We start from the raw sequence: 22,724 nt of genomic DNA, 5'->3' as shown, positions 1-22,724 counted from the left end.
TGTTCTAGTTCCGCGTCAGCATGTCGAACAGAAGGGCGAGTTGGGCCTCGAAGACGTGTGCCGGCTCGGTGAAGGTGTCGGGGCCGTAGTGTCCGAACACCTCGAGATTGATCGCGCCGATCAGCGCCGCCCACAGCAGCAGCGCCTTGGCCAGCGTCGGGTCGTCGGTGGTCAGCCCGAACTCGGCGCGCAGCCCCGCGAGGTCGTCGGCCAGCGCCGGCGCGATCGCGACCGGCGCCCGGCCGGCGACCTCACCTACGTCGGCCCCGGCGTTGACCGCCGCCAGCAGCGCGCCGACCACCCGGGTGCCCGGCCCCACGGTGCGCTCGCGCGGCGCGTGATAGTCGGGCACGGGGCTGCCGTAGAGCAGCGCCCACAGTGCGGGATTGTCCAGCGCCCAGGCCCGGACGGCGTGCGCCATCGCCGCCAGGCGGTCGCGCCAGTGCGTTCCGGCGTCACGGCCGGCCTGGTCCACGGTGTCCGCCAGTTCGGTGTAGGCGTCGACGAGCAGCAGGGTCAGCAGGTCGTCGCGGCCGGCGACGTAGCGGTACACCGCCGATGACACCATTCCCAGGTCGCGGGCGATGGCGCGCAGGGACAACCCCGCAGCGCCCACGGTGGCCAGTTGGCGCCGGCCCAGCTCGATGATGCGGCGCTCGGTCCGGTCCCGGGCGTCCTGGCGTTTCCCCACCCGGCCAGTGTCACACAAACCGAGATCAGTGCTCTTGTTTTGCGCGCACTGGCGTGGCACGCTGAAAAAGTGAGCGGTGCTCTCAAAAAGCCTCTTGAACGCCTCGGTTTGGAAGGAACACGATGACCACGCGATACGACGTCCCGAGCCGCGGCGCCCGGGTCTTCAACAACGCCATCCGTAAGCTCGCCGAACACGGCATCAGCATTCAGGGCAGCACAGCGCTGCGGGTACGTGGACGCACCAGCGGTCGTCCGCACCGCGTCGTGGTGAACCTACTGACAGTCGACGGAGGCCAGTACCTGGTCTCGCCACGCGGCAACACCCAGTGGGCGCGCAACGTCCGGACCGCCGGTGTCGTCGAGGTGGGTGCGGCGCGGCGGAGTCGCCGGGCGGTCGAGGTGCCAGACGGCGCCAAGCCACCGCTGCTGGTGGCGTACCTGCGGCGGTGGTACTGGCAGGTCAAAGGCCACACGGGCGGTCTGACGCCCGATTCGACGGAGGCGGATCTGCGCGCGGCCGCCGCGTCGATCCCGCTGTTCGAGCTGGTGGATTAAGCGGCGGGCACCGTGGCCGACGCCGCCGAGATGGTGTCCTGCTGCGCCTGCTCGCGGGCGACCTGCCACGTCACCGCGGCCGGGAACGTGCCCCACGTGCTGTTGAAGATGCCGATCAGCACGGTGCGGCCGTCAGGGGTCGGCGTGTAGACCGGTCCCCCGGAGTCGCCTTTGCGGCTCACGACGCCGTTGGTCATGGTGAACCAGCCGTTGTTGACGGCTTCGATGGTGCCGCAGCTCTCGCCCGTCACGACTCCGAAGTGGCAGACCGGCATACCCTTGGCCGGCAGCACGGCCGCATCGGTGACCAGGGCCTTCCCACCGGGCAGCACGTTGTTGACGACGACCTCGGGGGCCAGGTGGATGACCTCCCAGTCGGTGATCTGGTGGTTGGTGTCGACGGTCATGCCGTTGGGCGTGTTGTCGCGGTAGACGCCCTGCGTCCCGATCACGGCGCCCTGCTTGTCGGTCACCGTGCCCGAGGCGCGGCAGTGGCCGGCGGTGTAGGCCATGCGGGTCTGCGGATCCACCCAACCGAGGGTGCACAGCACCGAGTCCTGGTGGATTTCCATCCCGGGATGCGCCACCGCGCCCGGTTGCGCGTGCGCCGGAGCGAGCGGCGACAGCAGCGCGGCCACCGGGGCCAGGGTGATCAGCAGCGCCCGCAGCCCTGCCTGGAGCCGCTGCCGCGGTGATCGATTCGACGGCCGAACAGACACAGCGCCTCCGCTCTCCACAGGTGATGAGGTCCTCGCCACGCCGCGCGGCGCGATATCGCGGGATACCCGTGCTGCGGCTGGCGTAACTGGGTCATCGCGGTCAGATAACGATGCGTTACACCTCGGCGTGTCGCGCAGGGGCCGCTAGGAGTCGAAGCCCAGACCTGCCGCATCGAGGGTGCGCAGCAGCAGGTTTCGCCGTCCGGCGTGGTGGTCGGCGCGGTTCAGCGACCAGCGGGTGGCCTGAATACCTGCGGTGGCCAGCGGCTCCGGGGGGAACGGCAGCGGTTTGCGACGCACCATCTCCAGCCGGGTGCGGGGGGTGTCTTTCCCGTCGAGCAGGTCCAGGCAGACGTCGGCGGCGAACCGTGCCGCGCCGACGCCGAGGCCGGTGAACCCGTTGACGTAGGCGACGCGGCCCTCGCGGGCCAGTCCCCAGTGCGCGCAGAAGCGCGTGTTGGTGTCGATCGCGCCGGCCCACCGGTGGCTGAAGCGGACGTCGTCGAGCTGCGGGAAGGTCAGGAAGAAGTGGGCGGCCAACCGGCGGTAGGTCTGCCGACGATCCTCGTACGCCGCGGCGACGCGCCGGCCGTAGTGGTAGACGGCGTCATATCCGCCCCAGACGATGCGGTTGTCCGCGGTCAGCCGGTAGTAGTGGAACTGGTTGGCCGAATCACTGACCCCTTGACGGCGCCGCCAGCCGATGCACGCGAGTTGGGCGTCGGTCAGCGGTGCGGTGGCCAGCACGTAGTCATAGACCGGCACGGTGTGGAACCGGTTGCGTCGCAGCAGGCTCGGAAACACATTGGTGGCCAGCACGATCTGGCGGCACGTCACCGTCGGACCGTCGGTGTGCACCTGCAGCGCAGCACCGCCGGAGACGATGCGCTTGGCGGCGGTGTGCTCGAAGACCGTCACCCCGGCCTCGCGGCACGCGCGCGCCAACTCGACGGCCAGTTTGGCCGGATGCACCAGCGCGCAGGTGTCGGGGTCGTACAGACCCGCCAGATAGGTCGGCGAGTGCACTTCCTCGCGGACCGCGCGCAGGTCGAGCAGTTGGCCCTGACCGTTGCCGGCGGCGTCGGTGAGCCACTCGACCTGGTGGGGTTCGGTGGCCACCGACAGCATGCCGGTGCGCTGCCATTCGACGTCGAGACCCAGCTCGGTCAGCTCGGCCTGCATGCCGTCGAGATTCTGCAGCCCCATGGTTTCGAGTGTCTCGATCTCGCTGGGCCAGCGGGCTTTTCCATTCTCGTAACCGTGGGTGAGGCTCGCGTCAACGAAGCCGCCGTTGCGTCCCGAGGCCGCCCAGCCGACGCGGTCGGCCTCGACGAGCACGATGCGGCGGTCCGGGTGTCGGCGGGCGGCGTGCAGCGCGCTCCACAGCCCGGTGTATCCGCCGCCGATCACCAGCAGGTCGCAGGTGAGCGGCCCGGACGGCGCCTCGAATACCGGTCGGGGAATTTCGAGCCACATCGAGCCGAACGCGCTGTCGGCCAGCGCGCGGTCGATCAGCGTCGAGTCGACCGGGTGGTCGAAAACCGTCTGCACGGACGCAGACTACGACGCTGCGCCGGATGTCGTCGGTGTTGTCGCAGGCTCGGTGCCCGGCGAGGCCGTCGACGTGGGTTGCCAGCCGGGCGGGCCGAAGACGAAGCCCAGCCGGTCGCGCAGCCGGCGCGCGGTGCGCACGTCACGCCCGATCGCGACGTACTCGTGCGTCTGCAGCTTCCAGATGTTGAAGGTGTCGACCGGTTTGGTCAGCCCGTAACGCGGCCGGAAGATCTCGGGTTGGAACGTGCCGAACAGGCGATCCCAGATGATCAGGATGCCGCCGTAGTTCTTGTCGAGGTACTCGGCGTCCATCCCGTGGTGCACGCGGTGATGCGACGGGGTGTTGAAGATGAATTCGATTGGCCGCCACAGCTTGTCGATGTGTTCGGTGTGCACCCAGAACTGATAGACCAGGCTGATCGAGAAGGCGAAGAACACCATCCACGGCGGAACACCCAACAGCGGCAACGGAAGCCACATCACGATCTCGCCGCTGTTGTTCCACTTCTGGCGCAGCGCGGTCGCGAAGTTGAAGTACTCGCTGGAGTGGTGGGCCTGGTGGGTCGCCCACACCAGCCGCACCCGGTGGGCCGTGCGGTGGTAGAGGTAGAACAACAGGTCCACCCCGACCAGCGCGATCACCCAGGTGTACCACTGCGTCGGCGACAGCTGCCACGGCGCCACATACGTGTAGAGCGCCGCATAGCCCAACAGCGCCAGGAACTTCCACGCGCTCATCGTCAGGATCGACACCAGCCCCATCGACACACTGGTCCAGGCGTCGCGGGTCAGGTAGGACCCCTTGCCCGGCCGCTCGGCCTCGGTGAGGTGTTCGAGCTTGCGTGCTGCGGTCCATTCGATGGCCAGCAGCAGCAGGAAGAACGGGATCGCGAACAGCACCGGTTCGCGCATCGCCGGCGGGAGCGCGTCGAGCAGGTCCATCGGTGTCCTCTTCTACCGGAAGCTCAGGACGTCGTCGCCCCAGGCGCGACGGACCGGGGCGTCGAGGTCGTCGACGACGCGGTCGCACTTGTCGATCACCAGGGTCGGCCGGTCGTCGGCGTCATAGGGGCGCCACTGCGGCTCGCCGGTCGGGCCCGCGGGTTCGCCGGTGCGCGCGAAGGCCGTCCAGCGCGCGCGCAGGCGCCGGGAGACCTCTTTGCCGGCTTTGAGGCCGCCGAGGGCGAAGGTCGGGTCTTTGCGTCCGGCCTTCAGGTTGCCCCAGACGTACGGCAGCTCGGTGGCGTGGGCGGCATGCAGGCGCACCGCACGCAGCAGCGGAGTGGCGAAGTCGAAGCGGTAGAGGTAGACCGGCGCCACCGCACGGTGTCCGTCGGCGAACCAGATCGACGGCATCCGGAACCCGATGTCGCTGGACACCCGCATGCCGCTGGTCTTTCCGCGGCCTCGGTAGGTGCCACGCAGTTCGTCCTCGCTGGGCAGCGGCAGCTCGGGCTGCTCGGCCGCGATCTCGGCGAACATCGCTTTGACCGACTCCGGGGTGATCGGCATCAGAGGCTGTTTCATGTACCGGAACAGCGCGGCCTCGTTCTTGTTGGTGCCGATGATCAGCGGCACCGGGTGGGTGTTGCCGGCCTGCGCGACCCGCACGGGATAGTCCGGGATGACGTCACCGTCGACGATCGGGGCGAATGCCAGCGTGCCGGGGGTGCGTACCGGGATCTCGTCGAAGACGGTGCGCGACGCGGCGACGATGGCCTGGATCGGCAGCCGGGTCAGCTCGGCGATGTCGCCGGGTGCGACGTCGAGGACCTCGAGGAACCGTTCGGCGACTCGGCGGGCGCGCTCGGAGTCGTACGACGACGTGACCGGCGGGCTCTGCGAGATCGCGGCGTCGAAGAGCCCGGCCGCGGCGGGGCTGGCCAGCAGCGTGGTGACGATGGCGCCGCCGGCGGATTCACCGAACACGGTGACCTTGCCGGGGTCGCCGCCGAAGGCGGCGATGTTGTCGCGCACCCACTGCAGCGCGGCCAGGACGTCGCGCAGTCCGACGTTGGTGGCGAACCGGTCGGTGTCGGCGCCGACGGTGGGCAGCTCGAGGAAGCCGAGCGCGCCGAGCCGGTAGTTGAGGGTGACGACGACGACGTCGCCGTCGACGGCCAGACGGCGGCCGTGATAGAGCGGCTGGCTGGCCGCGCCGAGGACGTATGCGCCGCCGTGCACCCACACCATGACCGGTTTCGCGTCACCGGCGGTGGTGCCCGGCGGAGCCCAGACGTTGACGGTCAGGAAGTCCTGTCCCTGCGGGGCGCCGAGGTCGATCGGCAGTTGTGCGTCGGTGACCTGGGGGCACACCGGGCTGACCCGGCCGGCGTCGGCCGGTTCGGTCCACGGCGTCGGAGGCTGCGGGGCCCGCCATCGCAACTCCCCTACCGGCGCGGCGGCGTACCGGACGCCTTTGAACACTCGGACGGTGCCGTCGTCGACTCCGCGTACCGGTCCGTAGGTGGTGTCGACGACCGGACGCGTGACCACCCCGCTGCGTGTCGTGGCTTCCGCGGTCATGCCGGCTCCTTGCATCGATAACTGGTACGTAACTGTACCAGCGCGGTGTCACCGCACTGGGCGAGACGCGAGGGCGCCGCCGAGGACGACGAGCACCAGGCCGGCCACCGGCACGGTCAGCAGGCCGAAGCGCAGGCTGGTCGCGTCGGCGATCACGCCGACCACCAGCGGGGCGCCCAGCAGGCTGGCCCGCATCGCCCAGCTCAGCACGGTCAGACCGGTACCCGGCCGGAGCCCGGGCAATTCGTCGGCCGCGCGCATCGCCGCCGGCACGACGGTGGCCACGCCGAGGCCGGCGGCGGCGAAACCGATGATGGTGCCCGGCACCGACGGGAACGCCAGGGCGCATCCCATGCCGAGGGCGGTGATCAGGCCGCCGCATCGGGCCACGGCGCGTTCCCCGAACCGGTCGACGAGCCGGTCTCCGGTCAGCCGCCCGATGAACATGAAGGTCACCAGCGCGACGTAGCCCATCGGCGCGACCACCGCCGCAGCGTCCAGCGTGTCACGCAGATAGATTGTGGCCCACGTGTTTCCGGCGTCCTCGACCGACAGGCCCGCCATCGCGATGCCCACGAACGCCAGCAGGAGCAGGTAGCCCTTGACTCCCACCTTGCCGCCCGCGTTGTCCTGCGCCGAGGGATGCTGCTCGTGGTCGGGCCCGTGCAGCAGGAACCGGTACGCGACAGTGGTGACCACGCAGAACACCACTGCGGCGATGCCGAGGTGCAGGTCGCGCGCCAGCCCGAACGCGATGGCTGCCGCTCCCATCAGCCCGCCCAGGACGGCGCCCAGGGCCCACACCGCATGCAGCGAGTTGATGATCGACCGGCCGTAGTCGCGTTGCAGCCGTAGGCCGTTGACGTTCTGCGCGACGTCGGTGACGGCGTCGGAAGCTCCGGCGACGAACAGGGCGGCGGCGAACAGCGCGGGGGTGGGTGCGGCCGCGGCGGCCACCAGGAACGCCGCGAGAAGGTAGGTGGTGGCCAGGGCGACCCGGGCCGATCCGAAGCGGCGGATCAGTGCGGCCGCGGTCAGCCCGGCCAGCAGTGCGCCGGCCGAGAACGCGGCCACGGTCGCACCGAAGAGCGCGTTGGACACCGCGAGGTCGTTCTTGATCTCCGGGTAGCGCGGCAGCAGGTTGGCAAACAGTGCGCCGTTGGTGAGGAAGACCGCGGCGACGGCGATACGGGCCCGGCGATTGCGCGCCTGGTCGACCTCGAGCCGTTCAGGCACCATGGCCGTCGACCCTACCGAAGCGTCGTGGTGCTGCGCCCGACGAGGATTCGCTCGAAGTTTGCGTTCGCTTCGCACAGGGCAAGATGGCGCCATGGTTGAAGATCCGCGCTCGAGGTCTCTGTCCGAGCTCGCCCGGCGTTACGGCGTGGCCACCGAGTACGAGGACTGGCGCGGTCGGGTGGTGCCGGTGCCGGAGTCGACGTTGGTGGCGGTGCTCGCGGCGCTCGAGGTGCCGGCCGCGACCGAGGACGAGCGCGCCGCGGCGTTGACGGCGCTCGACCGTTCCCATTGGGCGCGCTCGCTGCCCCCGTCGATCGTGGGTCGGGCCGGGGAGACGACGTCGTTCTGGGTGCACGTCACACACGGGGATCCGGTGACCTTGTGGCTGGCGCTGGAGGACGGCACCACCCGCAGTGGGCTGCGTCAGCTCGAAAACCACTCCGGCCCTTATGATCTCGACGGTCGCCTGATCGGTGAGGCGTCGTTCGAACTGCCCGCGGATCTGCCACCGGGGTATCACCGGCTGCACCTGCAGGTGGAGGAGTTCGAGACCAGCACGTCGGTCATCGTGACACCCGCGCGACTGGAGTTGCCCGCCCGGTTGGGCGCCGGCCGCACCTGGGGCCTGGCCACCCAGCTCTACAGCGTGCGCTCCCGGAAGTCCTGGGGCATCGGGGATCTGACCGATCTCACCGATCTGGCGGTGTGGTCGGCGGCCCGGCACGGCGCCGGTTTCGTGCTGGTCAATCCCCTGCACGCGGCGGCACCGACGGCGCCGATGGAGCCGTCGCCGTACCTGCCCACGTCGCGGCGCTTCGTCAACCCGATCTACCTGCGGGTCGAGGCCATACCCGAATACGCCGACGTGCGTCACCGCGGCCGGATCCGCAAGTCGCGGCTGACGGTGCAGTCGCGCGCGGACCGGTCGGCGCAGATCGACCGTGACCGCGCCTGGAAGGCCAAGCGTGCGGCGCTGGAGACCGTGTATCAGGTCGAGTTCTCCGCCGGCCGCCAGATCGCCTATCAGGCGTTCTGCGCACGCGAAGGCCGAAGCCTCGACGACTTCGCGACGTGGTGTGCGCTGGCCGAGCACCACGGCGCCGACTGGCACCGGTGGCCCGCAGAGCTGCAGCACCCGCGCAGCGCGGCGGTGGCCGAGTTCGCGGCCACCCACGCCGCCGAGGTGGACTTCCACCGCTGGCTGCAATGGCAGCTCGACGAACAGCTCAGTGCGGCGCAGACCCGCGCGGTCTCGGCGGGCATGGAACTGGGCATCATGGGTGACCTTGCGGTCGGGGTGGATCCCGACGGCGCCGACTCCTGGGCACTGCAGGACGTGCTCGCGCTCGGGGTCACCGCGGGCGCCCCGCCGGACGAGTTCAACCAGCTGGGTCAGGACTGGTCCCAGCCGCCGTGGCGGCCCGACCGGCTCGCCGAGCACGCCTACGAACCGTTCCGCGCGCTGGTCAACGCGGTGCTGCGGCACGCGGGCGGCGTCCGTATCGATCACATCATCGGACTGTTCCGGCTGTGGTGGATCCCCGAGGGCGCCCCGCCGACCGACGGCACCTACGTTCGGTACGACCACGAGGCGATGATCGGCATCGTGGCGCTGGAGGCGCAGCGGGCCGCCGCGGTGGTTGTCGGCGAGGATCTCGGCACCGTGGAACCGTGGGTGCGCGACTACCTGCGCGACCGCGGCGTGCTGGGCACCTCGATCCTGTGGTTCGAGAACGATCACGACGGTGACGGCAGCCCGGTGCCGGCCGAGCGGTGGCGGGAGTTCTGCCTGTCGGCGGTCACCACCCACGATCTGCCGCCGACCGCGGGATATCTGGCCGGGGAGCACGTGCGGCTGCGGGACCGGCTGGGCCTGCTGACCCGCCCGGCCGAGGAGGAACTGGCCGACGATCGCCGCCAACAGGACGCCTGGTTGGCCGAGTTGCGCCGTGTCGGCCTGCTCGGCGACGGCGCCGGTGTCGAGGAGACCGTGCTGGCGCTGCACCGCTATCTGGGCCGCACGCCGTCGCGGCTGCTGTCGCTGTCGCTTGCCGACGCCGTCGGCGAGGTACGTACCCAGAACCAACCGGGGACCACCGACGAGTACCCGAATTGGCGTGTGCCGCTCGGTGACTCGCAGGGCCGGCAGGTGCTCCTGGAGGACGTGTTCGACGACGAGGTGGCGGCCGGATTGTGCGAGGCGATGCGCAGCGCGGCGGCCCGGACGGGTCCGATGTAACGCCGGAGACGTCTGCAGCGGTTTCACATCAGACACTGCTGCGATATGTTCGCACCGCACCAGGAACAGCGAGGAGATCAGTCGTGAGAAAGCTCGTCGTGGCTAGCGGCGGACTCGTCGCCGCGGGAACCGTCGCCCTGTTCGGCGCGGGCGTCGCGGTCTCGCAGCCCGCCGATTCGCACCCGCACAACGTGCTGGGCGAACAGTACGGGCGGGCGTTGGCCATCCTGAAGAGTCAGGGCGTCAAGGCGTACTTCGGCGGCTCCACCGGCAGCGTGCTTCCGCAGTCGGCGTGCCTGGTCAGCCAGCAGAAAATCACCGGCAAGGGCCGCATGCAGCTGATGCTGGACTGCACGCAGGAGGCCGCCGACCAGATCAAGGCCATGGGCCCGACCGGCGGTCCGCGGGTCGGCGCCAACGGTGTCACGACGGTGACGCCGACGCCGATGATCCCCATCCCGGGTGCTCCCGGCGCGGGCACGCCGGTCGCGCCCGGCGTCGCCGGCAACGTGGCTCCGATCATCGCCAACACCTCGCCGCGGCCCTGACCGAAGTATCGGGGACCGCCGTTCCCACCTAAGCGGCGCGTTCGTCGTAGACTCGGTTGATGCTGCGACCCCTCCGTTTTGACCGCGAGATCGACCCGGGTCCGGTCCAGATCCAGGCACGCCGGGTTCAGTTCGACGTCGCCGGGATCCCGTTGCACTGGATTCCCGGGCACCCGGTGGCCTCCCACATGGTCAGCATGCTCAACATCGTTCTGCCGGCTGGTGAGCGGTGGTTCGTGCAGACCTTCAACGAGGCGCTGCCCCATGTCGACGATCCCAAGCTGGCCGACGACATCCGCGGGTTCATCGGCCAGGAAGCCACCCACGCCGACGTGCACGAGCAGGTGCTGCACGACTTCCTGGAGGTGCACGGCGTGAACGCGGCGCCGCTGCTTGCGCAGGTGGATCACATCTTCGGCGGGCCGCTGGCGCCGCTGGACACCTCCGATGAGCGACGCCGGATGAACCACCTGCGGGAGCGACTGTGGTTGATCGCCGCCATCGAGCACTACACCGCGGTGATGGGCGACTTCGCGTTGAACTGCCGCTGGGACGACCACGGCGCGGACCCGACGATGGTCGACCTGTTCCGCTGGCACGGCAGCGAAGAGGTCGAGCACCGCAGCGTGGCCCACGACGTCGCGGTCTACTTCGACGACAGTTACCTCAGCCGGGTCCGGGCGATGAACGTCGCGGCGACGATGCTGTTCGTGTTCTTCCAGCGCGGCACGTGGTACCTGATCAAGACCGACCCCACCGTGGACATGAACTGGTGGACGTTCAACCGGATGCGGATGCGCGACTCGAAGCTCGGGCTGCTGCCGCACTTCCGGCATCTGTTCGGCTCCAGCACGCTGTCGTACTTCCGCCGCGACTACTCGCCGGAGGATCTGGGTTCCACCGCTCAGGCGGTGGCCTACCTGGCGGCCTCCCCCGCGGCCCGCGCCGCGCATCTGTGATGCAGCAGTACCCGACGCGCAGCGTGACGGTCCGCCTGGCCGGTGTGGCGCTGTCCGGGATGCTGGCCGCGACGTCGGCGCTGCGGCGGCCCCGCACACCGGGCCGCGCGCCGGTCGACGTCCACGCGCTGACCGTCACGGGGCGTCGGGTGGTGGCCCGCGACCAGGACGTGGTCGAGTTGACGCTGGCCGCCGCCGATGGTGCGCCGTTGCCGCGCTGGTATCCCGGGTCGCATCTGGACATCCACCTGCCCAGCGGTCGGATCCGTCAGTACTCGCTGTGCGGCGACCCGCAGACAACCGACACGTACCGGATCGCGGTGCGCCGCATCCCCGCCGGCGGCGGCGGATCGATCGAGGTGCACGATCTACCGGTGGGTGCCGTCGTGCACACGCACGGGCCACGGAACGCGTTTCCGTTGACGGTTCCCGGATTCGGCTCCCCGACGCGGCGGCTGCGGTTCATCGCCGGCGGCATCGGCATCACACCGATCCTGCCGATGCTCGCGTGCGCGCAGCAGTGGGGTGTCGACTGGTCGATGGTCTACACCGGCCGCTCGACAGACAGCCTGCCCTACGTCGAGGAGGTCGCCGCGTTCGGCGACGCCGTCACGGTGCGCACCGACGACCGTCACGGCGTTCCGAGCGCCGGCGAGTTGCTCGGCGACTGCGCGTCCGGCACCGCGGTTTACGCGTGCGGTCCGGCGCCGATGCTGACCGCGGTGCGGGCCGCGCTGGCCGGCCGCGACGACGTGGAGTTGCACTTCGAGCGCTTCGCGGCGGCGCCGGTGGTCGACGGCCACCGGTTCGACGTCACGGTCGCCTCCACCGGCCAGACCGTACCGGTGGACGCCGACGAGACGCTGCTGGCTGCGTTGCGCAAATCCGGTGTGGCCGCGCCGTATTCGTGCCAGCAAGGGTTCTGCGGAACGTGTCGGACCCGGGTGCTCGCCGGAGACGTCGACCACCGGGACACGCTGCTCTCCGATCCCGAGCGCGCTGCCGGTCAGATGCTGACGTGCGTGTCGCGTGCGGCGGAGGGTTCGGCGCTGACCCTGGACCTGTGAGCTAGCTTTCCAGCGCGCTGCGCAGACGGTCCAGCAGCGGACGTTGCCCCTTGAGCAATTTGGTCCGCGCGGTCGCCATGTCACACCACGCAACCCGGTCGATCTCCGGGAACTCGGTGAATTTCCCTGAGCCCCTGGGCCATTCGAGGGTGAACGTGTTGCTGTAGGTGCCGTCGAGATCGAGGTCGCCGCGCACCGCGAACGCGGTGATGATCTTGCCGCTGGGCTGACGCAGCGTTCCGAGATCGATCCTGGGTCCGGCCGGCGCAGGCTTGCCGAGTTCCTCTTCGAACTCGCGTTGCGCCACCGTCCACGGGTCGTCGCCCTCGTCGTACTCCCCCTTCGGGATCGACCACGCCGCCTCGTCTTTGCGGGCCCAGAACGGACCGCCGGGGTGGCCGATCAACACCTCCAGCACGCCGTCGACATCCCGGAACAGCAGCAGTCCGGCGCTGAGCTTGGGCACGTCAGGCCAACCGCAGCGCGCGTGCCAGCCGGCTGCCCCCGGGTAGCGCCGTCATCGCGGTGCGCACCGGTCGTTGCAGCTCCCAGGCCACTTTGTCCAGCGCGCGCAGCGGCGCCAACGCGGCCGGCTCGTGCAGCGGCCGCACCTCGCAGCGCGTTGCCGTCGACCCGACGCGGTCGAGAAGGGCGTTGACCGCTCGGCGGGCGGCCTCGTTGGCGGATTCCATCGTGGCCAGGTCGGTGTGGGTGCGCACGTAGTCGGCGGCCAGGACCAGGTTCGGGATCGCGGTGCGCGCGTCGGGTCGGTCGCGCCAGGAGTTCACGGTGTTGACCAGCAGCGGCTCGGAATTGGTGACCTGTCCGGGAGCCGGGAAACCGATTGCGGGATCGAGGAATCGGTGCAACACGTTCTCGGCTTTCAGCGAGCCGTCATCGATGTGGTCGGTGAGCTGATTCCACACTTCGTCGAGGATCTGCTCTTCGGTGCATTGCCGGGCCGTCAGCCCGGTGCGGCGGCTGGGGGTGTCCCAGTCGGAGATGTCCACCGACAAGATGCCGTCCACGTGGCCGTCACCGCGTTGTTCGAGGTCGACGTCGGGCCAGAACTGGGCCTGGGAGATCGCGGTCAGCGCCCATTCCGAGTCGATGAAGATCGCGTGCCCGCGTTGCAGCGGCACGTCCTTGTTCAGGTAGTAGAGCGCGCCGTTCATCCAGCCGTAGTGGAGGTTGCGCACGCCCTGCAGGCGCGGTTCGGCGCGCAGCAGCTCCGGGGTCAGCAGGCGGGCCAGCTTCTCGCCCGGAAGCGCCGACACGTACAACTCCGCGACCACGGGCTCGTCGCGTCCGAGCATCCGCACTCCGGTGACTTCGCCGTTCGCACAGAGGATCTCGGTCACCGTGCTGTACGGCACGAACTTCACGTCGAGATCGGCGAGGCGGTCCACCCAGGGGTCGATCCACACCTCGCTGGTGGGTCCGTCGAGCACCCGGTCGATGTCGCGGCTACGTCCCATGATGTCGAGGATCAGCTGCGTGACGATCAGCCCGCCGGTGCGCGCCGACATCAACCGGCCCTGGGCGGCGACCAGGGTGCGGGTCAGGCCGTCGCCGAGGAACTTCTGGAAGTCCGCCGAGCGGTTGTCGGCGTCGCAGAAGTCCCACCAGCTGTAGGTCTCCCATTGCTCGTAGCGCCGCTCGTCGCACGAGCACAGCAGGGTCAGCAGCCGCTCGGACAGCGACGCCAGTTCCCACGGCGCGATCTTGATCTGCGTGCCGAAGTCCCACAAGAACTGCAGCAGGACGGCGATGTCGCTGAGTGCGTCGGGGCGCTGGGCCGGGGCGATGAGCTCGTTGCGGCCGTCGGCGCGGGCCATCAGGATGCCGGTCGCCGGGACGAGGTGGTCGGCCACGGTGCCCTCGGGGCGCGGGATGCGTGACATCGTGTCGATGACGTGCCAGTAGAAGCCCGGGAAGAAGCGGAATCCGTGTTCGCCGGGCAGGTTCTTGCGGCCCTGCGTGCCCGATCCGGGCACATCCATCGACCGGGCCTTGCCGCCGAACTCGCCCAGGGCTTCGTACACCGTGACCGCGAACCCGCGCTCGGCGAGTTCCTGGGCGGCGGTCAGGCCGCCGATCCCGCCGCCGAGCACCGCGACCGTATGCGTCAAATCCCCGTCCAAGTCTCGTCGAGCTGCTGGGCGACGTCGATGACCTTCGCCTTCTGCGACGCCGGGCTGTCGATCTCGCCGGCGACGTGCAGGGCGATGAAGCGTTTGACCTCGGCGTCGATTCCGCCGATGACACGCACGACTTCGGCGCGCAGCGTCTTGGACGTGACGTGGATGGTGATGTCGGACGGGCGCGGCTTCTCGACGTCGAGGATCAGCAGCAGCGGCTGCGCGGCGCGTGCGGTGGCCTTGAGGTCGATTTCCCCGAAGACCATGAACTTCGGTTTGTCGATGCGCAGGTCCACCACCATGTCGATCTCCAGCGGGATGCGGATCGAGAAGGTGATCAGCTCGCCGAGGGTGCGACTGACCCGCGGCTGCTGGATGCGCACCTTGGCCGTCACCTTGGCCAACTTGCCCGGCCCCTGGGCGATGGGGCCCATTTCGAAGGCGTCTCCGGCGATCTCGCCGATGGCGTTGCCGACGCGCTCCTCGTTGACGGCGACCTCGAAGAACCGACGGCCGAATTCCTCGTAGGACACGTAGTGCGCAGAGTTGTCCATGGTGTCCTCAGCTTTGCACGGCCACTGCCCCGACCGCGACAACGCGGCCGATGGGTCACGTCTCGTCGGTGAACCAGCACAGCCGCGACAATGCGGTGCGCTCGTGGCCCACCCGGCCCCGCACGTCGCCGAAGACCACCCCGGAGTGGCCGGCGCGTTCGACGCGGGCGGCCACCGACCGTCCCGAGCTGATCTGCTTGTCCCACTGCGCTCCGGACATCTCTGCCGTGAGTTCCGACGCCGTCAGCGGCTCGGAGTCGCCGCGAACCAGCGTCGTCGAGGCGGTGGCGCGATGCACCCCGACTTCGTCGCCGGTGCACGCGGCGTCGAGGAAACCCGCGAACAGTTTCCTGCCGGCGGCGCCGAGACTGAAGAAGCCGCCGGCGAATCCGAGGCTGCCGACGACCCCCTGGTTGGCCAGCATCGTGCGGCCGAGCGCCGCCCCGACCGGCAGCGCGGCCAGTCCGGTGCGGACGAACTGCCCGACCATCGCGGGCAGTTCCCAGAATGCGCGCAGCGCCGCGATCCGCAGGGCGCCGTCGACGGCACGCAGGTCGTAGCGGATGAACACCGGCACCTGCAGGGTCAGCGCCGACGACATCGTGATCTGCAGCGTCAGGTCGCGCACCACGGTGGTGCCGGAGACGATGTCGACGTGCGGCTGGAAGTCGACCGTGCGCGGTCCGATGAACGTGTCGTAGAACCGGGCGATCGCGGTGTGGCCGCGGTGCGGTGTGGAGCCGACGGGATCCTCGACGACGCCGTCGTCGGTGAACAGGCCGATCCAGCCGTCGCGGTCGTGGGCGTGGGCGGCGGTCAGCGACCGTCGGGCTGCGGTCAGCACGTCGTCCCGGGTGAACGCCATATCGTTGCCTACCACTTGCGGCTCCGGCAGTCGACTCTGTCGGCTGCGACGGGCACACTGGAGGTCATGAGCAGCAACAACGGGCCGTTCGGATTCGACCCAGAGGATTTCGACCGTGTCGTCCGCGAGGCCGGTGAGGGGCTGCGCGAGGTTCTCGACGGTCTCGGCCGATTCATGTCCACCCCGGCCGAGCGGTCGGGATGGTCGGCGTTGTTCGACGAGTTCGCGCGCCCGTCGGGTCGGCGTGCCGAGCCGCCGACCACCGGCGACACCGGTGACGGGGTGTGGGCCATCTACACCGTCGACGACGCCGGTGGCGCGCACATCGAGCAGGTCTACCCGACCGAGCTGGATGCGTTGCGGGCCAACAAGAACAACACCGACCCGAACCGACGCGTGCGGTTCCTGCCGTACGGCATCGCCGTCAGCGTGCTGGACACGGCATCCGAGCCGGGCACCGAGGACTGAGAACCTCAGTTCACCACGATGCGCAGGTGCTCCCAGCCGCGGACGGTGGAGGTCGGTGCCAGGCGTGCGGTGTCGTAGTCGATGTCCCATTCGGGCCAGCGGTTGAGCAGTTCGTCGAGGGCTACCCGACCTTCGAGGCGGGCCAGGTTCGCGCCCAGGCAGTAATGCAGACCCTTGCCGAAGGTGAGGTGGCTGATGTTGTCGCGGTGGATGTCGAAGGTGTCCGGGTCGCGGTAGCGGCGCTCGTCGCGGTTGGCCGCGCCGAACAGTAGGAGGATGGCGCTGCCGGCCGGCACCGTCTGACCGTAGGCCTCGAAGTCGCGGGCCACCCAGCGCGCGACGTGCGGGCCGGTCGGTTCGAAGCGCAGCGTCTCGTCGATCGCACGCAGCAGCAACGACCTGTCCTCGACGACCTCGCGGCGCTGGTCGGGATGCTCGGCGAGGACTTTGGCCAGCCAGCCGATCAGCCTGCCGGTGGTCTCGTTTCCGGCGCCGGCCACCACCTGGGTGTAGTGCAGCACTTCCTTACGGGTGAGCTTGCGGTGCACCCCCTGCTCGTCGGTGAACTCGACGTTGAGCAGTGCTGTCATCAAATCGTCAGAAGGATTGGCGGCCCGCCATTCCACGTAGTCGGCGTAGATGCGGCCGTCGGCGATCTTGTCGGGATCGGCCACCTTCATCGGGGCGCCGGGTTTCGTGCGCAGGTTCGCGTCGTTGGCGTCGCGCACCGACACCTGTTCGGACTCGGGGATGCCCAGCAGCATGCCGATCACCCGCATCGGCATCATCGCGGCCAGCTCGGCGATGATGTCGAACCCGTCGGAGCCGACGAGCGGGTCCAGGCAGTTGACGCAGTACCGGCGGATCTGGTCTTCGATCTCGGCCATCCGCCGCGGGGTGAAGACCCGCGACATCAGCCCGCGGAGCAGCGTGTGTGCCGGTGGGTCCTCGAACATCATCACGCCCTTGGGCATGTCGAAGTCGGATTTGACCAGTTCCAGGATGTCGCTGCGACTGTTGGAGAAGGTGTTCCAGTCCATCAGCGCCTTCTCCACGTCGGCGTGACGCGACAGCGCCCAGAAGTCGTAGCGCTCGTTGTAATACAACGGGGCCTGGTCACGCAGCTGGGCGTAGACGGGATACGGATCGGCGACAATGCTGATGTCGTAAGGGTCGTAATAGACGGGCATCGGGTCGCACGCTCCTCCCCCGCGGCGATTTGTGCGATCGCACAGCATCAGGTTTCGTATGTCTAGCAGCGGGGTTCGTTCGCGGTCAAGGGTCGGTGAGTGATCTGGACCCCGCGTGACTGACTCGAGTTAGCAACGCCACAATGACTTGAGCTAATCTGTCGCCGAGTGAGAAGTTATACCGGCTAAGTTACGATCATTCGAACAATCGATAAGAAGCAGAGGTGGCTGCGGGGCATGTGCCGGGATCTGACGTCATGATCGCCGTCCTCAAAAAGGTGTGGCTTCCGCTGCTGATCGTGGTCGTCGTGGTGATCGCCGGTCTCACGGTCTCGCGTATCCGCACCTTCTTCGGTTCCGAGGGCATCATCGAAACGCCGCGGAACTTCGCCGACCTCCCAGAGCCGTTCGACCCGAAGGTGATCCGTTACGAGGTCTCCGGAAACGGGTCCTATGCGGACGTCAACTACCTCGACCTCGAAGCGAAACCGCAACGTATCGACGGGGTGGCCATTCCGTGGTCACTGACGCTGAGCACCACCGAACCGTCGGCCGCGCCCAACCTGGTCGCCCAAGGCGACGGCGGTTCCATCACGTGCCGCATCTTCGTCGATGACGAGTTGAAGGACGAGAGGACCAGTAACGGCGTGAACGCCCAGACCTTCTGCTTCGTGAAGAACGCATGAGCACTCACCTCAGCGACGCGCCGACCGACGCGTTCCCGCCCGGTCGGCCCCTGCACCGCCCGCTGATCCCCCGTCTGATCCGGACGTTCGCGGTCCCGATCATCCTCATCTGGATCGGCGTGATGGCGTTCCTCAACGTCAGCGTCCCGCAGCTCGAGGCGGTCGGCGAGGCGCGTGCGGTGTCGATGAGCCCCGACGACGCGCCGTCCCTGATCTCGATGAAGAAGGTCGGCGAGCTGTTCGAGGAGGGTGACTCCGACAGCTCGGTGATGATCATCTTCGAAGGCGAACAACCGCTGGGCGACGAAGCCCACGCCTGGTACGACGAGCTCGTCGATCGGCTCGAGGCCGACCCTCGCCACGTCCAGTCGGTGCAGGACTTCTGGAGCGATCCACTCACCGCCGCCGGCTCCCAGAGCAACGACGGCAAAGCCGCCTACGTGCAGGTCAAGCTCGCCGGCAACCAGGGTGAGACCCTGGCCAACGAATCGGTGGAAGCCGTCCAGGACATCGTCGGCAGCCTCGAACCACCGCCGGGCGTCAAGGCGTGGGTCACCGGGCCGGCAGCGCTGGCCGCCGACCAGCACATCGCCAGCGACCGCAGCATGCGGCTCATCGAGGCCGCGACCTTCACCGTCATCATCGTCATGCTGCTGCTGGTGTACCGATCGTTCGTGACGGTGCTGATCACGCTCGTCATGGTCGTGCTCTCCCTGCTGTCCGCGCGCGGCGTCGTCGCGTTCCTGGGCTGGCACGACATCATCGGGCTGTCACTGTTCGCGACGAACCTGTTGGTGACCTTGGCAATCGCCGCGGCGACCGACTACGCGATCTTCCTGATAGGCCGATATCAGGAAGCCCGGTCCATGGGCGAGGACAAAGAGAGCGCCTACTACACGATGTTCCACGGCACCGCGCACGTGGTGCTGGGCTCGGGTCTGACCATCGCGGGCGCGACCTTCTGTCTGAGCTTCACCAGGCTGCCGTATTTCCAGACGTTGGGTGTGCCCCTGGCCATCGGCATGTTCGTCGTGGTGATGGCCGGTGTGGTCCTGATGGTCGCCATGATCAGCGTCGCGACCCGCTTCGGGAAACTGCTGGAACCCAAGCGCGCCATGCGTATCCGCGGCTGGCGCAAGGTGGGCGCCGCCGTGGTGCGGTGGCCCGGGCCGATCCTGGTCGCCACCATCGCGTTGTCCCTGGTCGGTCTGCTGACCCTGCCGGGTTACGAGACCAACTACAACGACCGGAAGTACCTGCCTGCGGACCTGCCGGCCAACGTCGGGTACGCGGTCGCCGACGAACACTTCGACCAGGCACGCATGAACCCCGAGCTGCTGATGATCGAGAGCGACCACGATCTGCGCAACTCGGCGGACTTCCTGGTGATCGACAAGATCGCCAAGGCGCTCTTCCGCGTCGAGGGCATCGCCCGGGTGCAGGCGATCACCCGCCCCGACGGCAAGCCGATCAAACACACGTCGATCCCGTTCCAGATGAGCATGCAGAGCACCACTCAGCGGCTCAACGAGAAGTACATGCAGGACCGCATGGCCGACATGCTGGTGCAGGCCGACGAGATGGCCGAAACCATCAAGACCATGGAGAAGATGTCGCGGTTGACCACCGAGATGTCGGAGATCACCCACAGCATGGTGACCAAGATGGAGGGCATGGTCGTCGACATCGAGGACCTGCGCGACAGCATCGCCAACTTCGACGACTTCTTCCGGCCGATCCGCAACTACTTCTACTGGGAACCGCACTGCTACAACATCCCGGTGTGCTGGGCGATCCGCTCGGTGTTCGACACGCTCGACGGCATCAACGTGATGACCGATGACATCAAGGCGATCCTGCCCGACATGAAGCGGCTGGACACGTTGATGCCGCAGATGGTCGCGCTCATGCCCGAGATGATCGAGACGATGAAGACCATGCGCACGATGATGCTGACGATGTATCAGTCGCAGAAGGGCATGCAGGACCAGATGGCGGCGATGTCGGAGGATGCCGACGCCATGGGCGAGGCGTTCGACGACTCGATGAACGACGACTCGTTCTATCTGCCGCCGGAGATCTTCGACAACAAGGACTTCCAGCGCGGGCTGGAGCAGTTCCTGTCCCCCGACGGTCACGCGGTGCGGTTCATCATCTCCCATGAGGGCGATCCGCTCAGTCAGGACGGCATCGACCGCATCGACGCGGTCAAGACCGCGGCCAAGGAAGCGATCAAGGGCACTCCGCTCGAGGGCTCAAAGGTGTACATGGGCGGTTCGGCGTCGGTCTACAAGGACATGCAGGACGGCAACAACTACGACCTGTTGATCGCCGGGATCGCCGCGCTGGCACTGATTTTCATCATCATGTTGATCCTCACGCGAGCGATCGTCGCGGCCGCGGTGATCGTCGGCACGGTGGTGATCTCGCTGGGCGCGTCGTTCGGCCTGTCGGTGTTGTTCTGGCAGCACATCCTGGGCCAGCCGCTGCACTGGATGGTCTTGGCCATGGCGGTGATCATCCTGTTGGCCGTGGGTGCCGACTACAACCTGTTGTTGGTCTCTCGACTCAAAGAGGAGATACACGCCGGCATCGGCACCGGCATCATCCGCGCGATGGGCGGCAGTGGTTCGGTGGTGACGGCGGCCGGGTTGGTGTTCGCGTTCACCATGATGTCGATGGCGGTCAGTGAGCTGACCGTGATCGGACAGGTCGGCACCACGATCGGTCTGGGCCTGTTGTTCGACACCTTGGTGATCCGAGCGTTCATGACGCCCTCGATCGCCGCGCTGCTGGGCCCGTGGTTCTGGTGGCCGCAACGGGTACGCACTCGACCAGTGCCCTCGCCGTGGCCGAGACCCGGTGGGCTGCAATCTGATCCGTCAGAAGGAGTGAGAACATGAGGCGCACACTGATCGGTGTGGCGACGGTCGCGATGGGTCTGGTGTTCGCCGCGCCTGCGGCGGCCGACCCGGACACCGCGTTCACCAACGAGCTGAACACCTACGGCATCTACGGGCAGAAGGACTACAACGCCTGGATCGGCAAGATCACGTGCAAGCGGATCGCCACCGGCGTCGACGCCGATGCGTTCGAGGCAGCCGAATTCGTGCACAACCAGCTGGAGAACGGCAGCTCCACCGAGCAGGCGTGGAAGTTCCTCGCGGCGGGTCTGCGGACCTACTGCCCGGACAAGCTGCCGGTGCTCGACCAGGCACGCCGGTAGATCTCACGACCACCTGAAAGACCACCTCCCGCCGCGGCGGGAGGTGGTCTTTTCGTTCACGTGCCGAACCCGGGTTCGTGCGGGGCGCCGACACCGGCCGACGCGCGAACCCCACGTGTCACACATATCGGCCTTTTGCAGCGTCTCTCTCGCACTTTCCCTGAAAAAGTCGGATATGTGCGACGGGAGTTAACTGACGACGCCCCGGGCCCCGGCCGCGGTCCGTCCCCGGGCCGCGGTCCGTTCCCGACCCGCGGTCCGGCCCCACTTACGCCGGACCAACACCGGCCGACGCGCGAACCCCACGTGTCACACATATCGGCCTTTTGCAGCGTCTCTCTCGCACTTTCCCTGAAAAACGTGGATATGTGCGACAGGAGTTACTCGCCGATACACCACGCGCTCCGGCACCCGCGGCGCAGACCTCACGGGTAACAGAAATCCACCTTTTGCAGCGTTCTACTCGAACGTTCCCTGCAAAAGGTGGATCAGTGGGACAGAAGTTATCCGGTGACAGCAGTCATCAGTGGGACCGCAGCTACCGCGCGACGGGCCAGTGCCACACGGACATGTCTCCGCGCGGGTAGTTCATGCAGACGTCGGTGGCGTGGGCGACGACGCCCTTGTTGTTGAAGAAGAGCTTGGCCCAGTTGCCCCAGCGCGTTGCGACCTGCTCGTAGAAGACGTTGGTAGCGGTGTTCTCCGAATACTGGCGGCGGCCAACGGGATCCAGCGAGAAGAACCAGTGGATCCGGTCGAACGCCATCTGCTGCACATCGGCGGGCCGGTTGCTGCGGTCGATCATGTACCGCTCGAAGTACACCGGGCTGGTGTCGCGCGCTGCGGCCATGTACTGCTCGACGTCGCAGGTGGTGTGGATGATCCGGCGCGGGATCGGATAGTCGTCGGTGGAGTCGGCCATGGCCGGACCGGCCAGCGTCAGGCTGACGGCGGTGGCGCCGAGAATCCCCAGACCCGCCCGTGCGACGCGACTGATCAGTCCGGTCATCGTTACTCCTGCTTCATCGTGCGGTTGGGTCCGCAGAGATTGTATAGCCCAGCTAGACACGTGATCTAGCCGCCGCCGGTGACAGGGTTCGAGGTCAGCGAGATCCAACCGCCGTTGATCCACACGCCCCACCGTCCACCCCAGGCAGAGTTCCACACCACGGGCTGGCCGATCCAGGTCTCGGCCGGCTTCGGCGGCGCCCACGCCGGCGGCGGTTCGCCGTGGACGGGTGGCGGCGGCGGAGCAGGCTGTGCGCTCGCGATCGCGCCGGCGCCGAACAGCATGGCCGCCGCCAGTCCCCCTGCGGCGGCAGCGGCAGACAGCACGGTCTTGGTCGAGGTCATCAGGTCACCTTCGGTCGATACGGCGTCAGGATGATTAGCATAGTTAACCACCAGCGCTTGCGCTGAAACCGGGTTCGTCGTGCCGACGCCACGACATGTCGGTTCACCGCCACATCCGCACGCCTCCATGACATTCTGAGTG

Annotated in this window: 22 protein-coding genes; 9 read left to right on the top strand and 13 right to left on the bottom strand. The window is 68.1% G+C overall.

Annotated features, from left to right (window positions below; all coding sequences use genetic code 11):
• Positions 1-4: 4 nt before the first annotated feature.
• Complete coding sequence (locus ACQI46_RS18215) at positions 5-691, bottom strand: TetR/AcrR family transcriptional regulator (RefSeq protein ID WP_427095430.1); 687 nt, start codon at positions 689-691, stop codon at positions 5-7.
• Positions 692-813: 122 nt separating this feature from the next.
• Here ACQI46_RS18215 and ACQI46_RS18210 point away from each other — a divergent pair, with 122 nt between their 5' ends.
• The gene (locus ACQI46_RS18210; RefSeq protein ID WP_427095429.1) at positions 814-1,248 is read left to right on the top strand and encodes a nitroreductase/quinone reductase family protein; all 435 of its coding nucleotides are present in this window, start codon (positions 814-816) and stop codon (positions 1,246-1,248) included.
• Here the strand turns inward: ACQI46_RS18210 and ACQI46_RS18205 are convergent.
• From ACQI46_RS18205 to ACQI46_RS18185, 5 genes are all read right to left on the bottom strand, one after another.
• Positions 1,245-1,907, bottom strand: a complete 663-nt coding sequence (locus tag ACQI46_RS18205) for a hypothetical protein (RefSeq protein WP_427095557.1) — start codon at positions 1,905-1,907, stop codon at positions 1,245-1,247. The two genes, ACQI46_RS18210 and ACQI46_RS18205, sit on opposite strands and share 4 nt — an antisense overlap.
• Positions 1,908-2,111: 204 nt before the next feature.
• Positions 2,112-3,518: an NAD(P)/FAD-dependent oxidoreductase gene (locus ACQI46_RS18200; RefSeq protein WP_427095428.1), complete on the bottom strand. Its 1,407-nt coding sequence runs from the start codon at positions 3,516-3,518 to the stop codon at positions 2,112-2,114.
• Between the two features lie 9 nt (positions 3,519-3,527).
• Entirely contained in the window at positions 3,528-4,463 is a 936-nt protein-coding gene (locus tag ACQI46_RS18195; RefSeq protein ID WP_427095427.1) for a sterol desaturase family protein, read from the bottom strand.
• Between the two features lie 12 nt (positions 4,464-4,475).
• The gene (locus ACQI46_RS18190) at positions 4,476-6,047 is read right to left on the bottom strand and encodes a carboxylesterase/lipase family protein (protein WP_427095426.1); all 1,572 of its coding nucleotides are present in this window, start codon (positions 6,045-6,047) and stop codon (positions 4,476-4,478) included.
• A gap of 48 nt (positions 6,048-6,095) precedes the next feature.
• Positions 6,096-7,286 (bottom strand): MFS transporter, encoded by a 1,191-nt coding sequence (locus tag ACQI46_RS18185; protein ID WP_427095425.1) that lies wholly within the window; start codon positions 7,284-7,286, stop codon positions 6,096-6,098.
• 91 nt (positions 7,287-7,377) lie between these two features.
• Between ACQI46_RS18185 and malQ the strand changes: the two genes are divergently transcribed.
• The 4 genes from malQ (at position 7,378) to ACQI46_RS18165 (ending at position 12,099) form a co-directional block, all read left to right on the top strand.
• Positions 7,378-9,525 carry a 4-alpha-glucanotransferase gene (gene malQ / locus ACQI46_RS18180; protein WP_427095424.1) on the top strand — a complete coding sequence of 716 codons (2,148 nt, stop codon included), beginning with the start codon at positions 7,378-7,380 and terminating at the stop codon, positions 9,523-9,525.
• A gap of 83 nt (positions 9,526-9,608) precedes the next feature.
• Complete coding sequence (locus ACQI46_RS18175; RefSeq protein ID WP_427095423.1) at positions 9,609-10,073, top strand: hypothetical protein; 465 nt, start codon at positions 9,609-9,611, stop codon at positions 10,071-10,073.
• 59 nt (positions 10,074-10,132) lie between these two features.
• The gene (locus ACQI46_RS18170; protein ID WP_427095422.1) at positions 10,133-11,032 is read left to right on the top strand and encodes a metal-dependent hydrolase; all 900 of its coding nucleotides are present in this window, start codon (positions 10,133-10,135) and stop codon (positions 11,030-11,032) included.
• Positions 11,032-12,099 carry a PDR/VanB family oxidoreductase gene (locus tag ACQI46_RS18165; RefSeq protein ID WP_427095421.1) on the top strand — a complete coding sequence of 356 codons (1,068 nt, stop codon included), beginning with the start codon at positions 11,032-11,034 and terminating at the stop codon, positions 12,097-12,099. The genes ACQI46_RS18170 and ACQI46_RS18165 overlap by 1 nt, the downstream gene beginning before the upstream one ends.
• 1 nt (position 12,100) lies before the next feature.
• Here the strand turns inward: ACQI46_RS18165 and ACQI46_RS18160 are convergent, their stop codons facing one another.
• From ACQI46_RS18160 to ACQI46_RS18145, 4 genes are read right to left on the bottom strand one after another with little or no spacing between them, the layout of a single operon-like run.
• A complete protein-coding gene (locus ACQI46_RS18160) occupies positions 12,101-12,565 on the bottom strand; it encodes an NUDIX domain-containing protein (protein ID WP_427095420.1) in 465 nt (154 codons plus the stop codon).
• 1 nt (position 12,566) lies between these two features.
• Positions 12,567-14,231, bottom strand: a complete 1,665-nt coding sequence (locus ACQI46_RS18155; protein WP_427095419.1) for a hydroxysqualene dehydroxylase — start codon at positions 14,229-14,231, stop codon at positions 12,567-12,569.
• On the bottom strand, positions 14,228-14,794 hold the full coding sequence (locus ACQI46_RS18150; RefSeq protein WP_427095418.1) for a hypothetical protein: 567 nt from the start codon (positions 14,792-14,794) through the stop codon (positions 14,228-14,230). Before ACQI46_RS18150 ends, ACQI46_RS18155 begins: the two co-directional genes overlap by 4 nt.
• A gap of 55 nt (positions 14,795-14,849) precedes the next feature.
• On the bottom strand, positions 14,850-15,674 hold the full coding sequence (locus ACQI46_RS18145) for a nuclear transport factor 2 family protein (protein WP_427095417.1): 825 nt from the start codon (positions 15,672-15,674) through the stop codon (positions 14,850-14,852).
• Positions 15,675-15,725: 51 nt separating this feature from the next.
• Here ACQI46_RS18145 and ACQI46_RS18140 point away from each other — a divergent pair, with 51 nt between their 5' ends.
• Positions 15,726-16,127, top strand: a complete 402-nt coding sequence (locus ACQI46_RS18140) for a hypothetical protein (RefSeq protein ID WP_427095416.1) — start codon at positions 15,726-15,728, stop codon at positions 16,125-16,127.
• A 5-nt stretch (positions 16,128-16,132) separates the two neighbouring features.
• Here the strand turns inward: ACQI46_RS18140 and ACQI46_RS18135 are convergent, their stop codons facing one another.
• On the bottom strand, positions 16,133-17,317 hold the full coding sequence (locus ACQI46_RS18135; RefSeq protein WP_427095415.1) for a cytochrome P450: 1,185 nt from the start codon (positions 17,315-17,317) through the stop codon (positions 16,133-16,135).
• Positions 17,318-17,574: 257 nt separating this feature from the next.
• Between ACQI46_RS18135 and ACQI46_RS18130 the strand changes: the two genes are divergently transcribed.
• The 3 genes from ACQI46_RS18130 to ACQI46_RS18120 are packed head-to-tail and all read left to right on the top strand — an operon-like array spanning position 17,575 to position 21,229.
• Positions 17,575-18,003 carry an MmpS family transport accessory protein gene (locus ACQI46_RS18130; protein WP_427095556.1) on the top strand — a complete coding sequence of 143 codons (429 nt, stop codon included), beginning with the start codon at positions 17,575-17,577 and terminating at the stop codon, positions 18,001-18,003.
• On the top strand, positions 18,000-20,906 hold the full coding sequence (locus tag ACQI46_RS18125) for an RND family transporter (protein WP_427095414.1): 2,907 nt from the start codon (positions 18,000-18,002) through the stop codon (positions 20,904-20,906). The genes ACQI46_RS18130 and ACQI46_RS18125 overlap by 4 nt, the downstream gene beginning before the upstream one ends.
• Positions 20,903-21,229 carry a DUF732 domain-containing protein gene (locus ACQI46_RS18120; protein WP_427095413.1) on the top strand — a complete coding sequence of 109 codons (327 nt, stop codon included), beginning with the start codon at positions 20,903-20,905 and terminating at the stop codon, positions 21,227-21,229. The genes ACQI46_RS18125 and ACQI46_RS18120 overlap by 4 nt, the downstream gene beginning before the upstream one ends.
• A gap of 538 nt (positions 21,230-21,767) precedes the next feature.
• On the opposite strand, the gene ACQI46_RS18115 is transcribed toward ACQI46_RS18120, so the two are convergent.
• Positions 21,768-22,238: a DUF5078 domain-containing protein gene (locus tag ACQI46_RS18115; RefSeq protein ID WP_427095412.1), complete on the bottom strand. Its 471-nt coding sequence runs from the start codon at positions 22,236-22,238 to the stop codon at positions 21,768-21,770.
• 65 nt (positions 22,239-22,303) lie between these two features.
• A complete protein-coding gene (locus ACQI46_RS18110) occupies positions 22,304-22,582 on the bottom strand; it encodes a hypothetical protein (protein WP_427095411.1) in 279 nt (92 codons plus the stop codon).
• Positions 22,583-22,724 lie beyond the last annotated feature (142 nt).

This window comes from Mycobacterium sp. SMC-4 (assembly GCF_050205565.1).
In the GTDB taxonomy this organism is placed as follows: Bacteria; Actinomycetota; Actinomycetes; order Mycobacteriales; family Mycobacteriaceae; genus Mycobacterium.
The sequence above is the reverse complement of the archived record's forward strand: the minus strand, read 5'-3'. Positions and strand labels throughout refer to the sequence as shown.

What these genes read in the sequence shown, in the direction of transcription:
- ACQI46_RS18210 (WP_427095429.1), top strand. Translation starts at nt 814, where the DNA reads ATGACCACGCGATACGACGTCCCGAGCCGCGGCGCCCGGGTCTTCAAC.
- ACQI46_RS18195 (WP_427095427.1), bottom strand. Translation starts at nt 4,463, where the DNA reads ATGGACCTGCTCGACGCGCTCCCGCCGGCGATGCGCGAACCGGTGCTG.
- ACQI46_RS18190 (WP_427095426.1), bottom strand. Translation starts at nt 6,047, where the DNA reads ATGACCGCGGAAGCCACGACACGCAGCGGGGTGGTCACGCGTCCGGTC.
- ACQI46_RS18185 (WP_427095425.1), bottom strand. Translation starts at nt 7,286, where the DNA reads ATGGTGCCTGAACGGCTCGAGGTCGACCAGGCGCGCAATCGCCGGGCC.
- malQ (WP_427095424.1), top strand. Translation starts at nt 7,378, where the DNA reads ATGGTTGAAGATCCGCGCTCGAGGTCTCTGTCCGAGCTCGCCCGGCGT.
- ACQI46_RS18170 (WP_427095422.1), top strand. Translation starts at nt 10,133, where the DNA reads ATGCTGCGACCCCTCCGTTTTGACCGCGAGATCGACCCGGGTCCGGTC.
- ACQI46_RS18165 (WP_427095421.1), top strand. Translation starts at nt 11,032, where the DNA reads ATGCAGCAGTACCCGACGCGCAGCGTGACGGTCCGCCTGGCCGGTGTG.
- ACQI46_RS18150 (WP_427095418.1), bottom strand. Translation starts at nt 14,794, where the DNA reads ATGGACAACTCTGCGCACTACGTGTCCTACGAGGAATTCGGCCGTCGG.
- ACQI46_RS18140 (WP_427095416.1), top strand. Translation starts at nt 15,726, where the DNA reads ATGAGCAGCAACAACGGGCCGTTCGGATTCGACCCAGAGGATTTCGAC.
- ACQI46_RS18135 (WP_427095415.1), bottom strand. Translation starts at nt 17,317, where the DNA reads ATGCCCGTCTATTACGACCCTTACGACATCAGCATTGTCGCCGATCCG.
- ACQI46_RS18130 (WP_427095556.1), top strand. Translation starts at nt 17,575, where the DNA reads ATGATCGCCGTCCTCAAAAAGGTGTGGCTTCCGCTGCTGATCGTGGTC.
- ACQI46_RS18125 (WP_427095414.1), top strand. Translation starts at nt 18,000, where the DNA reads ATGAGCACTCACCTCAGCGACGCGCCGACCGACGCGTTCCCGCCCGGT.
- ACQI46_RS18120 (WP_427095413.1), top strand. Translation starts at nt 20,903, where the DNA reads ATGAGGCGCACACTGATCGGTGTGGCGACGGTCGCGATGGGTCTGGTG.
- ACQI46_RS18115 (WP_427095412.1), bottom strand. Translation starts at nt 22,238, where the DNA reads ATGACCGGACTGATCAGTCGCGTCGCACGGGCGGGTCTGGGGATTCTC.
- ACQI46_RS18110 (WP_427095411.1), bottom strand. Translation starts at nt 22,582, where the DNA reads ATGACCTCGACCAAGACCGTGCTGTCTGCCGCTGCCGCCGCAGGGGGA.